At 72.9% G+C, this 12,441-nt stretch carries 12 protein-coding genes; 11 read left to right on the forward strand and 1 reads right to left on the reverse strand.

The genetic code is table 11. The features are described from left to right. Positions 1 to 21: 21 nt before the first annotated feature. The 10 genes from DEJ29_RS14435 to DEJ29_RS14480 all read left to right on the forward strand — a co-directional run bounded on the left by DEJ29_RS14435 (position 22) and on the right by DEJ29_RS14480 (position 10,173). The gene (locus tag DEJ29_RS14435; RefSeq protein WP_111094517.1) at positions 22 to 870 is read left to right on the forward strand and encodes a LysR family transcriptional regulator; all 849 of its coding nucleotides are present in this window, start codon (positions 22 to 24) and stop codon (positions 868 to 870) included. Between the two features lie 91 nt (positions 871 to 961). Beyond that, the gene (locus DEJ29_RS14440; RefSeq protein ID WP_111094516.1) at positions 962 to 2,173 is read left to right on the forward strand and encodes a sensor histidine kinase; all 1,212 of its coding nucleotides are present in this window, start codon (positions 962 to 964) and stop codon (positions 2,171 to 2,173) included. After that, complete coding sequence (locus DEJ29_RS14445; RefSeq protein WP_111094515.1) at positions 2,161 to 2,895, forward strand: response regulator transcription factor; 735 nt, start codon at positions 2,161 to 2,163, stop codon at positions 2,893 to 2,895. Before DEJ29_RS14440 ends, DEJ29_RS14445 begins: the two co-directional genes overlap by 13 nt. Positions 2,896 to 3,004: 109 nt before the next feature. Continuing rightward, positions 3,005 to 3,817 carry a fructosamine kinase family protein gene (locus tag DEJ29_RS14450; protein WP_110864102.1) on the forward strand — a complete coding sequence of 271 codons (813 nt, stop codon included), beginning with the start codon at positions 3,005 to 3,007 and terminating at the stop codon, positions 3,815 to 3,817. 401 nt (positions 3,818 to 4,218) lie between these two features. Further along, a complete protein-coding gene (locus tag DEJ29_RS14455; RefSeq protein ID WP_258375909.1) occupies positions 4,219 to 6,369 on the forward strand; it encodes an ArnT family glycosyltransferase in 2,151 nt (716 codons plus the stop codon). A gap of 35 nt (positions 6,370 to 6,404) precedes the next feature. Further along, positions 6,405 to 7,127, forward strand: a complete 723-nt coding sequence (locus DEJ29_RS14460) for a response regulator transcription factor (RefSeq protein ID WP_111030747.1) — start codon at positions 6,405 to 6,407, stop codon at positions 7,125 to 7,127. Continuing rightward, positions 7,124 to 8,746: a sensor histidine kinase gene (locus tag DEJ29_RS14465; protein WP_146248301.1), complete on the forward strand. Its 1,623-nt coding sequence runs from the start codon at positions 7,124 to 7,126 to the stop codon at positions 8,744 to 8,746. Before DEJ29_RS14460 ends, DEJ29_RS14465 begins: the two co-directional genes overlap by 4 nt. A gap of 100 nt (positions 8,747 to 8,846) precedes the next feature. Continuing rightward, on the forward strand, positions 8,847 to 9,116 hold the full coding sequence (locus DEJ29_RS14470) for a hypothetical protein (RefSeq protein WP_071406090.1): 270 nt from the start codon (positions 8,847 to 8,849) through the stop codon (positions 9,114 to 9,116). 48 nt (positions 9,117 to 9,164) lie between these two features. Further along, a complete protein-coding gene (locus tag DEJ29_RS14475) occupies positions 9,165 to 9,407 on the forward strand; it encodes a hypothetical protein (RefSeq protein WP_146248300.1) in 243 nt (80 codons plus the stop codon). Positions 9,408 to 9,666: 259 nt separating this feature from the next. Next, positions 9,667 to 10,173 carry a hypothetical protein gene (locus DEJ29_RS14480; protein ID WP_258375908.1) on the forward strand — a complete coding sequence of 169 codons (507 nt, stop codon included), beginning with the start codon at positions 9,667 to 9,669 and terminating at the stop codon, positions 10,171 to 10,173. 39 nt (positions 10,174 to 10,212) lie between these two features. Here the strand turns inward: DEJ29_RS14480 and DEJ29_RS14485 are convergent, their stop codons facing one another. Next, a complete protein-coding gene (locus DEJ29_RS14485; protein WP_111094512.1) occupies positions 10,213 to 11,031 on the reverse strand; it encodes a helix-turn-helix transcriptional regulator in 819 nt (272 codons plus the stop codon). 113 nt (positions 11,032 to 11,144) lie between these two features. On the opposite strand from DEJ29_RS14485, the gene DEJ29_RS14490 reads away from it, so the two are divergent. After that, positions 11,145 to 12,434: a bifunctional glycosyltransferase family 2/GtrA family protein gene (locus DEJ29_RS14490; protein WP_111094511.1), complete on the forward strand. Its 1,290-nt coding sequence runs from the start codon at positions 11,145 to 11,147 to the stop codon at positions 12,432 to 12,434. Positions 12,435 to 12,441: the final 7 nt, after the last annotated feature.

The following is a 12,441-nucleotide window of genomic DNA, read 5'->3' on the forward strand; positions in this document are numbered from 1 at the left end:
ATGCAGACATGAGGAGGACGCATGACCGTCTCGGTCCAGCAACTGCGCGCGTTCGTCGCCACGCTCGACGCCGGGTCCTTCACCGCGGCGGCCACCGCACTGGGCGTCGGGCAGTCCGCGGTGTCCCACGCCGTCGCCGGGCTCGAACGCGAGGTCGGCGGCCCGGTGGTGCGCCGTGGCGCGGTCGCCGCCGCCACGCCGCTGGGCGACCGCCTGCTGGCCCACGCCCGCAGCGTGCTCGCCTCGGTCGAAGCCCTGGAGGCGGTGGTCCGGCCCGCCACGGCGCGCGGCACCGTGCGCCTCGCCGCCGTCCCCACCGTCTGCCAGGGCCTGCTGCCGCGGCTCCGCGAGCTGTGGGCGGTGACCCTGCCGGACGTCGACGTGCAGGTCTACGAGGGCGACGACGACGAGATGCCGGAGTGGCTCGAGGCCGGCACCGTCGACGCCGCCGTGCTCGTCGACCCGTCGCCCGTGCCCGACGGTGGCGTGGTCGTGGCGCGGGACGAGATGGCCGCCGTGATCCGCCGCGACCACCCCCTCGCCGAACTGCCCGCACTCACCCTCGACGACCTGCACGAGGACGGCCTGGTGGCGGGCGGCGGTGGCTGCGAGTACCAGGTCCAGAAGCTGCACGAGCTCGACGGCCGCCCGTTCCGCTACGCCCACCGTGTGCGGGAGATGAGCACGATGTTCGGGATGATCCAGCGGGGCGAGGGCGTCTCGATCGTGCCGACCCTGGGCCGCGGGATGCTGCCGCCCGACCTCGTGATGATCCCGATGGCCCGGCGGCTCGAACGGACCCTGGTGCTGAGCGGGCCGTCGTCCCGTGCGTGGCACCCGCTGGCGCGGGCGCTGGTGGACGCGGTCTGAGACTCGGGGCACCTCCGAGCCCCGACCTCCGACCTCCGACCTCCGACCTTCGGCGGATCCGCTCGTCCCGACGCCTCCCTAGGCTCGGGGCATGACCTCGACCGCGCTCCCCGCCGTGCCGCTCGGGCAGCGTGTGTGGTCCCAGACCTGGCGTGTCGCCGTCGCGGCCCTGACCGGACTGCTCACCGCTGCCCTGGTGTGGCCCACGATGGACACCCACGGTTGGAGCGACCTGCACCTCGGCGCGCTGATCCTCGGCGATCTGGGAGCCGGTCTGGCCGCGCTCGTCCTCCTGCCGTTCCGGCACCGGGCACCGCTGTTGATCACGGTCGTCATCGCTGCCCTCAGCTCGGTGTCGACCCTGGCCGTCGGGGCTGCCGGGCTCTCCCTCGTCTCACTCGCGACCCGGCGCCGGGCGGTCGAGCTCGCCGTCGCCGGCGCGGTGATGCTCGGCGCCACACTGCTCTACGACGTCGTCCTCGCGCCCCCCGCGGATGACATGCCGCTCTGGCAGATCATGCTCGTCGGCCTGGTCGGCATCGCCCTGCTCGTCGCGATCGGCATCGGGATCGGGCAGCGCCGGGCACTGCTGCTGTCGCTGCGCGAGCGCGCGGCCCTGCTCGAACGCGACCAGCAGCTGCGCGAGGACCGTGCCCGCGAGCAGGAGCGCGCCCACATCGCCCGCGAGATGCACGACGTCCTGGGCCACCGGCTGTCCCTGGTCGCGCTGCACGCCGGTGCGCTCGAGTACCGCGGCCCGGGACTCACCCCTGACGAGACCGCCGCGGCGGCCGGGGTCGTGCGGGCCGAGGCGCACTCCGCGCTCACCGACCTGCGCGACGTCCTCGGGGTGTTGCGCGACCCCGCGGCGACCGGCGGCGACGAGGTGACCGGCACCGCGCCTCCGCAGCCGACGCTCGTCGACCTGCCCGGCCTGCTCGACCAGGCGCGTTCCGGCGGTGCGGCCGTCCGGGCGCGCGTCGACACCGACGGCACGGCGGTCCCGACCGCCGTCGGGCGACACGCCTACCGGATCGTGCAGGAGTCACTGACGAACGCCCGCAGGCACGCCCCCGGAGCGCCCGTCGACGTCGTCGTCGAGACCGTCCCCGGCCCGGCGATCCGGGTGGCGGTGTCGAACACGCTGACCGACGGACCTGCGCCCGCGGACGCCTCCGGGCACACGGCCGGGCACGGCCTGCGCGGGCTCGCCGAACGCGCCCGGCTCGTCGGCGGGAGCTTCCGCGCCGGCAGCGACGGACGTGTGCACGTGGTCGAGGCGGTGCTGCCGTGGACCCCGTGACCGCTCCCGTCCGCGTCGTCCTGGTCGACGACGACCAGCTCGTGCGCGTCGGGCTCCGCATGCTCCTCAGCGGCGACGACGGCCTGGTGGTCGTGGGCGAGGCGGGCGACGGGCTCGAAGCCGAGGGCGTCATCGCGTCGACCTCTCCCGACGTCGTGCTCATGGACATCCGGATGCCCCGGTGCGACGGACTCGTCGCCACCGAACGCGAACTGCGCCGACGACCCGACCTGGCCGTCCTGGTGCTGACGACCTTCGAGGGGGACGACCTCGTGCTCGGAGCGCTGCAGGCCGGCGCCCGCGGGTTCCTGCTGAAGGACACCCCGCCGCACGAACTCGTGCAGGCCGTGCGGACCGTCGCGGCCGGGCGCTCGATCCTGTCCCCGTCCGTGCTCGACCGGGTCATCGCGTTCGCGGCCGGATCCCGCTCGCGCCAGGCGGCCGGTGGTCCGGGCGGCGCACCGGCAGGGCCACCGGTCGATGCCGCTGCGGACGACACCGAGGCACGCCGGCTGCTCGCCCTGCTGACCGAGCGGGAGCGGGAGGTCGCACTCGCCGTGGCGAACGGGGCATCCAACGCGCAGATCGCCGCCGACCTGTACGTGGGCCTGGCCACCGTGAAGACGCACGTCGGGCACGTGTACGAGAAGTTCGGCGTCGAGAACCGGGTGCAGCTCGCACTCGTCGTGCACGCGGCCCGGCGGGGAGAGCCGACCGCGTGACCGGGTGACCGGGGCGCCGGGTATCCGGTCCGCCGGGTAACCGGTCCGCCGGGTGACCGGGTGATCGTCGGCTGAACGGTCGACGGTGCCCCCTCGGCAGGATGGACCGATGGCCGAGACGCACGTGAAGACGTTCACCACCGCGGACGAAGCGGCAGCCGAAGCCGCCGGACTCGCCTGGCTCGCCGAGGCCGAGGACACCGGAGGCACCCGCATCGCCCGCGTGCTCGGGCGCCCGACCCCGACCGTGCTCGACCTCGAGCTGATCTCCGACGGCTCCCCCACCGCCGCCCAGGCCGAGCGGTTCGGCCGGTCCCTCGCACACACCCACGCCGCCGGTGCCGACCACTGGGGTGCGCCGCCAGCCGGCTGGACCCGCGGTGCGGCGCTGCGGATGGGCCGCTCGCGCACGCCGTTCGTCACGGCCGAGCAGGCACCGGCGACCTGGGGCGAGTTCTTCGCCGAGTACCGCATCCGCGACTTCGTCCGCCGCATCGTCGACGCCGGTGGGTTCGACCACGCCGAGGCCGCCGTGTTCGAGCGGGTCGCCGCACGCGTGCAGGACGGCACGCTCGGGTCGCCCCAGCCCGCGCTCGTCGGAGACCGACCCGCTCGCCTGCACGGCGACCTGTGGGCTGGCAACGTCCTCTGGCCGACGGACTCGTCCGAACCAACCGGCGCCGTGCTCATCGACCCGATCGCGCACGGCGGGCACGCGGAGACCGACCTGGCACTGCTCGGGCTGTTCGGGCTGCCCCGGCTCGAGACGGTGCTCGCCGCCTACGACCGGGAGTCACGGCTGGCCGACGGCTGGCAGGAGCGCGTCGAACTCCACCAGCTCGCGCCGCTGCTGCTGCACGTGTTCCTGTTCGGCGGCTCGTACACCGGGGCCGCACTCCGAGCAGCGCAGCGGTACGCCTGACCCCTCGCACCGTGCGACCTCGCTCACCCCGTGCAAAGTTGCCCGCCCCGGTGCCGGCGCCGCACCGTGCGGCCTCGCTCAACCCGTGCGGGGTTGCCCGCCCCGGTGCCGGCGCCGCACCGTGCTGCCTCGCTCACCCCGTGCGGGGTTGCCCGCCCCGGTGTCATCGCCGCACCGTGCGGCCTCGCTCAACCCGTGCGGGGTTGCCCGCACCGTGCAGCGCTACAACCGCGCACCGAGCAGGCGACGCCGCACGGACCGAACAACAGCGCACCGTGCGCCGCGCCGCCGCCCGCCGGCCAACCGCGCACCGTGCGTCCTTAGCCCGCACATAGCCGGCGCAGTGCAGCAGTCGGGGAACGCCCCGGATGCTCATCGACATGACCACGTACCCGATACCCGTGACCGACCGACGCGACCCCGCGCGCAGTGCCGCGCGGGATCGGCGCCGCCCGCCCCTCGCCCGGCTGTTCCTCGGCGAGCGCGAGGACGCCCGCTGGCTCCGGCCGGCGTTCTGGGCGCTCCTGGCCGTGACCGCCGTGGTCTACCTGTGGGACCTCAGCGTCTCCGGGTACGCCAACAGCTTCTACGCCGCCGCCGTGCAGGCCGGCACGAAGTCGTGGGAGGCGTTCTTCTTCGGCTCCCTCGACTCGTCGAACTTCATCACGGTCGACAAACCACCCGCGTCGCTGTGGGTGATGGTGCTGTCGGCCCGGCTGTTCGGCTTCTCGAGCTTCAGCCTGCTGCTCCCCCAGGCGCTGATGGCCGTCGGTTCCGTCGCCCTGGTCTGGGGCACGGTCCGCCGCACCCTGGCCCGACTCGGTGCCACCACCGCGAACGTCGGCGCGCTGCTCGCGGGCTTCGTCGTGGCAGCGACCCCGGCGGCGGCGCTGATGTTCCGCTTCGACAACCCGGACGCCCTGCTCGTCCTACTGATGACCGCCGGGGCGTACTGCACGGTGCGGGCGCTGCCGAAGGGCAGCTGGAAGTGGATCGCGCTCGCCGGGGTCGCCCTCGGGTTCGCGTTCCTGACGAAGATGCTGCAGGGCCTGCTCGTCCTGCCCGCCTTCGGCCTCGTCTACCTGTTCGCCGCCCACACCGGCTGGGGCCGACGGGTGATCGGTCTGCTCGTCGCCGCCGGTTCCCTCGTGGTGGCCGCGGGCTGGTGGGTCGTCGCCGTGTGGCTCTGGCCCGCCGAGTCCCGTCCGTACATCGGCGGTTCGACGAACAACACCGTGCTCGACCTGGTGTTCGGCTACAACGGCCTCGGCCGGATCTTCGGCGGTTCGGGCAACGGCGGCGGAGGCGGCGGCACGACCGGCGGCACCGCCGGAGGCTCGTTCGGCGGCTCGACCGGCCTGAACCGCCTGTTCTCGTCCGAGATGGGGCTCGAGATCTCGTGGCTCCTGCCCGCGGCGCTCATCGCCCTGGTCGTCGGGCTGGTCGTCGTCGGTCGTCGGCACCTGGCCGATCCCGCACGCGCCGGACTGGTCCTCTGGGGTGGCTGGCTCCTGGTCACCGGACTCGTGTTCTCGTACATGTCGGGCACGATCCACCCGTACTACACGGTCGCCCTCGCCCCGGCCATCGCCGGACTCGTCGGTACCGGCGGCGCCCTGCTCTGGCACGCACGAGCCCGCTTCGTCGGCCGCCTCGGCCTCGCTGCGATGATCGGTGTCACCGCGTTCTGGGGCTGGTGCCTGCTCAACGAGAACCCGACCTGGCTGCCGTGGCTGCGCTGGGTGATGCTCGCCGGCGGGCTGCTGTCCGCGGCACTGATCGTCATCGGCAGCGTGCCGTCGCTGCGCCGACTCGTCACGGTCGGCGTCCTCGCCGGCACCCTGTTCGGCCTGTCCGGCACCACCGCCTACGCCCTCGCCACGACGACCGTCGCGCACTCCGGTTCGATCCCGAGCGTCGGTCCGGCGGGCAGCAGCTCCGGTGGGATGGGCGGCGGCACCGGTGGCTTCCCGGGAGGCACGGGCGGACCGGGTGGGTCGACCTCCGGCTCCGACGACGGCGGCTCCGACAGCACGTCCGACTCCCAGCAGGGTCCCGGCGGGACCCCGCCGGAGGGCGCCTCCGGCGAGGCGCCGGAGATGCCGGACGGCACGTCCGGTACGGCACCGGGCAGTGGGCAGGACGGCACGGACGACGCGACCTCCGAGGGTGGGTCGGGGACGAGCCTCCAGGCCGGGGGTGGTGGCGAGGGTGCGTCGACCTCGTCCGCCCTGCAGGAGCTGCTCGAGGCATCCGACGCGAAGTGGGCGGCCGCGGTCAACGGATCGCAGTCGGCCGCGCAGCTCGAACTCGACACCGACACCGCCGTGATGGCGATCGGCGGCTGGTCGAGCGACCCGGCACCGACGCTCGCGCAGTTCAAGGCCTACGTCGCCGACGGCGACATCGGGTACTACGTGTCGTCCGGCTCCGGCGGCGGCATGGGCGGCGGCTCGTCGACCGCGTCGGCGATCCAGGAGTGGGTCGCAGCGAACTACGAGTCGACGACCGTCGGCGGCCAGACCGTCTACGACCTGAGCAGCACGGAGTGACCGGCGACGAGGGCGCGGTGGATAGGCTCCGGGACATGCCCGGCACCCCGCTGCAGCGCACCGACGGCTCCCCCGTCCGCGCCCTCGTCGTCGACGACGAGCACGCCCTGGCCGAGGCCGTCGCCCTGGCGTTCGCGGGCGACGGCTGGGCCGTGCGGTCGGTGCACCGCGGGCGCGACGTGCTGTTCGCGGCCCGGGAGTTCCAGCCCGACGTGATCGTGCTCGACGTGATGCTGCCGGACATCGACGGGTTCGAGGTGCTCGAACGGCTCCGCGACGCCCGCGACGGCGTGCGGGTGCTGTTCCTCACCGCACGCGACGCCCCCGAGGACCGGCTCGCCGGGCTGACCGGCGGCGGCGACGACTACCTGACCAAGCCCTTCGGCATCGAGGAGCTGCTCGTCCGTGCGCGGATCCTGGCGCGCACCTCGGCCCGGGTCGCTGCGGCCGGGGCGAGCGCCGAGGTCGTGGTCGGGGACCTCCGGCTCGACGAGGACGCCCGCTCGGTCAGCCGTGCCGGTGACCCGATCGAGCTCACGCCGACCGAGTACGAGCTGCTGCGGCACCTGGCCCGGAACGCCAACCGGGTGCTGTCCCGCGAGCAGCTGCTGGCGAGCGTCTGGGGCATGGACTTCGGCACGTCGTCGAACCTGGTGGACATGTACGTGTCGTACCTGCGGAAGAAGCTCGACGCCGGACGTGAGCCGATGCTGCAGACCGTCCGTGGGGCGGGGTACGTGCTCCGGCCGGCGACGTGAGCCGGCCCGGGCGCACCGGGCGTGTGCCGTCGTTGCGCTGGCGGATCGTGGCGGCCGTGGCCCTGCTGCTCGTGGCGACGAACGTCGTCGTGGGGGCGGTGACCGTCGTCGCGTTCCGGGGGTACCTGGTCGACCGGCTCGACGCGGAGCTGTCGACGGCGGCGATGCGGACCGTCGGCGGACGGGACGGGGCCGAACCGCCGCCCGGGGCCTCCGGGCCGCCGCCGGGGTCGTCGTCCTCGTCCTCGTCCTCGTCGTCGTCGTCGTCGTCGTCGGACTCGGATGATCTGCCGGATCCCGACAACGCCTTCATCGGTGCGCCGGGGCAGTCGGCGGGCACGGTCATCGCCATCGTCCGTGATGACGATGTGGTGCTCGGTGGCTACACCGACGGGGACGGTGACCAGCGCCGCCTGACCGCGGCGCAGCAGCGGACGCTCGCCGCGGTGCAGACCGGCGGCGACCCCGTGACGGTCGAACTCGGCGCGCTCGGGGACTACCGGGCGCAGGCGGTCAGCGACGACGGCGACGTATTCGCCACCGCGCTCCCCCTCGGTGACCTCGACGCCGCGATCGCCCGGTTGCTGCTCGTCATCGGGGTCGTCACTGTGCTCGGGCTCGCCGTCGCCGCGTGGGCGCTCACGGTGCTCGTCCGTCGATCGCTCCGTCCGCTCGAACGCGTCGCCGCGGTGGCGTCCGGCGTGACCGCACTCGACCTGGAGCGCGGGGACCCGGACATCCCCGTCCGAGTCTCCGACTCCGACCTGCGCGCGAACCGCGAGGTCGCGCAGGTCGGCAACGCGCTGAACCGGCTGCTCGGTCACGTCGCCCGGGCGCTCACCGTGCGTCGTGACGCCGAGGCCGGCATGCGGACGTTCGTCGCCGACGCCTCCCACGAGCTGCGGACCCCGATCGCCACCGTCCGGGCGTACGCCGAGCTGTCGGAGCGGACCTCGGACCTGGACGCCGTGCACCGCAACGTCGAACGGATCGGACGTGAGGCCGTCCGGATGGGCGACCTCGTCGACGAGCTGCTGCTGCTCGCACGGCTCGACGCCTCGGCCCTGGCGTCGGGGGCGCCGGCGTCGCAGGTCGTCCGCGAACCGGTCGACCTGACGTCGCTCGTCGTCGACGCCACGATGGACGCCCGCGCGACGGCGCCGGACCACCGATGGACGCTGCAGATCGTGGACGACCAGCCGGTGCTCGTGGCCGGTGACGAGGTGCAGCTCCGACGGGTGGTCACGAACCTGTTGACCAACGCCCGGACGCACACGCCGCCCGGGACTGCGGTCGTGGTGTCGTTGCAATCGGTGCCCGGGTCGGGGTCGGGGTCGGCGCTTGCGCCTGCGTCTGCGTCTGCGTCTGCGTCTGACGGTGCCGTCGTCCGCTTCGTCGTGGCGAACGACGGGCCGCCGATCCCCGCCGAGTCCCTGCCGACCCTGTTCGACCGGTTCACCCGGGGTGAGGCCTCGCGCTCACGGGAGCACGGCACGAGCGGCCTCGGGCTCGCGATCGTGCGGGCCGTGGTCGTGGCGCACGGCGGCAGCGTGCGGGTCGCGTCCGAGCCCGGGCGGACCGCGTTCACCGTGGACCTGCCGGCCTCGGGCGCTTCGTGAGCAGAAGACGTCGGGTGCCGCGACCGCACTCGACATCTCCTGCTCACCGAGTGCCGTCCGGGTCGCATACTGGTCGGAGAACGCCGGACGAGGAGGCCCCGTGACGAACGCGTACGACAAGCTCCCGGGCCGACCCGACCCCGCCGACCTGGTGGTCGAGGTCCCGGCCTTCGAGGACGACCGCCCCCAGCCCGAACCCGCACCGCCCGCCGCGGCGCCGGAGCTCGTGGCCGCGACCGAGTTCGCGCGCTCCTCGCACGCACCGCCCACGATCCGCCGGACACAGATGCGGGCGGGCGCCTGGATCGCGGGCGTCCCGATCGCGGCGCTCGTGGTCGTCGCGATCGTGCAGATCCTGCTGCCCCGCTGACCGAGAGCGTCACTGATATGTAGAGTGGTACGCCGTGGGGACGCGGTGGTGACGACAGCGACCCCGCGCGTCAGCGTGTGCTTCGAACGGGACGAGACACTCATCCGCAAGGACCGACAGTGGATCGTCGAGGCGACGCGGGACTCGGGTGGCGCCCGTCTGGTCCACCGCCACGAGACGGCTGCACACGAGCCGCTCCTGGCACTGCCGGATGCAGTCGGGTGGGCGTGGGCGAAGGGCGGCGACTGGAGACGTCGTTGTCCACCGGAGATCACCGTGATCGACGCCTGAAACGCGCAGAACCCGAGCGCCCAACCGTCCGGATGGGTCTCGGGTCCACTTCTCGAAGCTCAACGCAACGAGCACGATCACGCTACCACCGTGCCATGTCACACGCCAGGACCGGCAGACGATGGCACGGCGATCGGCCGTCGTCCGGATCGTCAGACGATCGACCAACGTCGAGTCCCATCGCGTGCATCCGCGTCGGAGCGCACGCAGGCTGGGTCCTGTCCGAGCAAGACGACCCGAACGGGTCACCACTGCAGAGATGGGAAACACGATCATGAACTCGTTCAAGCGCAAGTCCGTGAAGCTCCTCGCCGGCACCGCCCTCGGTGGCGCCGTCATCGCCGGGGCGTTCGTCGCAGCCCCCGCGCAGGCCGCCGAGCCCGCGCCGCCCAGCACCTCGTCGTCCGTCGGCGGCAACGTCAACGTCAACCTCGACCCGGTCGCGATCGTCGACGCGATCAAGGACGCCGTCAACGACCAGAGCGATCGTGGCGGTGCCGTGCAGGCGGCGCTCGACGTCGGCTACTGGAACGCAGGCAACCCCGACCGCCTCACCGTCGCCGTGGTCAACAAGAACCAGGACATCACCGTCGAGGGCGACGTCGCGGACGCCCAGTCGATCGACATCAAGGGTGGCAACTACGTCATCTACTGGTTCAAGGGCCCCGGCAAGGTCACCAACAACGGTGACGGCGGCTGGCTGAACTGGGGTGTGTTCGGCAACATCGAGCGCATCGACAACGTCATCCACGTCAACGGCGGCTGACTCCTCCGTTCGTCGGCGACGCCCCCTGGGACCTCGGTCTCAGGGGGCGTCGCCCTGCGTCCGCGCCGCTTCGATCGCCGAGGGCCGGTTGCGTGCAGCCAGCCTGAAGTCCCTCCGAGACCGGATCCAGCCCCGGACGAAGGCGACCGACACCAGCGCCGTCCGGTTCGGCGCGTTCCAGGACTTCATCAGCCGGCCGAGGTGCCAGGCAACGGCCTGTCGGCTGTAGGCGGTCTCCTTGGCGATGGCGTCGTTCGACAGCCCACGGGCGGCGAGCGCCAGCATCCGTTCCTCGGTCTCGTCCAATCCGGGCGCCGACGCCACCAGGTCGATGTCGTCGGTGCCGAGTGCTGTCGTCGCGTCCGCCGATGCCTCTCCGCGGTGCTGCGCCCAGGCCTCCGCCCAGCACGAGCCGAGTTCGTGCGCCACGAGTGATGCCCGGCTCATCGCGAGCATCGTCCGGCCGGCGTGGTCGATCGTCGTCGCGTGCTCGCGGGTGGCCGTGTGCATGACGAGGGCGAAGACACGGATCGCGGGCAGGGCGCCGCGGAGCACGACCGAGACGTCGACCTGCGGGTCGTCGGCGCTGGCGGCTGCGACCTCGCGGAGCCGGACCAGGCACTCCGGGTCGAGCGGCTCCCCACGCTCGACCGCGCGCAGTGCCGCAGGGAGCACGAGCGGGACGATCTGCTCGTACCGACGCCGGAGCCAGTCGTGCCCGTCGGGTCGGATGCCGTGCAACGGTGGCGCGAGCAGCAGCTCCGTGAACTCCGGGCACCGCTCGTCGAGCGCCAGCCCCAGCCGCTCCCCGGGGAGCAGCACTGCCGTCCGTCGTGCGTCGTCGCGCTCGGTCGTCATCGTGCGTCGAACGTATCCGGACAACAGGTGTCGTGTCCGCTGCGTTCACGTGGTGTTCGTTCTTACCCGGGCCACAGCGCCCTGCCTCGGCCCCCGTAGCCCCGCTGCCGAGCATGAGCGCCATGACGGAGACGAACCAGCCCCTCGACATCGACATCGTCGTCCCCTGCTACAACGAGCAGGACACGCTCGCCGCCCACGTGCGACGGCTCCACGCCTTCTGCCGGACGTTGCACCACTCGTGGCGCATCACGATCGCGGACAACGCCTCGAGCGACGACACCGCCCGGATCGCCGACGACCTCGCTGCGATGCTCCCCGGCGTGCATGCGGTGCACCTGCCCGAGAAGGGCCGGGGCCGCGCGCTCAAGGAGGTCTGGGCGGCATCGCCGGCGGCCGTGCTCGTCTACGTGGACGAGGACCTGTCCACCGACCTCGCCGCGCTCGAACCCCTCGTGGCACCCCTGCTGTCGGGGCACTCGGACCTGGCGATCGGCACCCGGCTGGCCGGTTCGTCGCGCGTGGTGCGCGGCAGCAAGCGAGAGTTCATCTCGCGCTCGTACAACCTGCTGCTCCGGACGACGATGGGGGTGTCGTTCTCGGACGCGCAGTGCGGGTTCAAGGCGGTCACGAAGGCCGCCGCCGACCACCTGCTGCCGTTGTGCGAGGACGATGCGTGGTTCTTCGACACCGAGCTGCTCGTGCTGGCCGAGCACGCGGGACTCCGCATCCACGAGGTCCCCGTGGACTGGGTCGACGACGTCAACTCCTCGGTGCACATCGCGTCGACCGCGACCGAGGACTTGAAGGGCATGTGGCGGGTGTCGAGGAACATCGCCACCGGGCGTGTGCCGATCAGCACGGTCTACGCGGCGATCGGTCGGCAGCCGTTCACCCCACCGAGCGTGGGGTTCCTGGGGCAGGTCCTGCGGTTCGGGGCGATCGGGGTGCTCTCGACCCTGGCGTTCGCTGTCCTGTACGCCCTGTTCCGGCCGGCGATCGGCGCCCAGACCGCGGACTTCCTCGCGCTGCTGGTCACGGCGATCGGCAACACCGCACTGAACCGGCGGTTCACGTTCGGGGTGCGGGGCCGCGCGGGAGCCGGTCGGCACCACGTGCAGGGTCTGGTCGTGTTCGGCATCGCCTGGGCCATCACGTCGGGGTCGCTCGTGGTGTTGCACGCGTCGGTGCCGGGAGCCTCGCACGGTGCGGAGATCGCGGTGCTGACGGCAGCCAACCTGGTTGCGACCGGCGTGCGGTTCGTGTTGTTCAAGGCGTGGGTGTTCCGTGGTCGCCGACGCCCGGAGCTCATCCGCCCCGGCACCACCCCGGCGGCCGACGCCAGCACGGCGGTCACCGAATCGATCGCGGCCCCCGAGCGCACCGGCGACCGCGCTTCCTGACACCGTG

The organism is Curtobacterium sp. MCPF17_021, from assembly GCF_003234605.2.
Lineage (GTDB): Bacteria > Actinomycetota > Actinomycetes > Actinomycetales > Microbacteriaceae > Curtobacterium > Curtobacterium flaccumfaciens.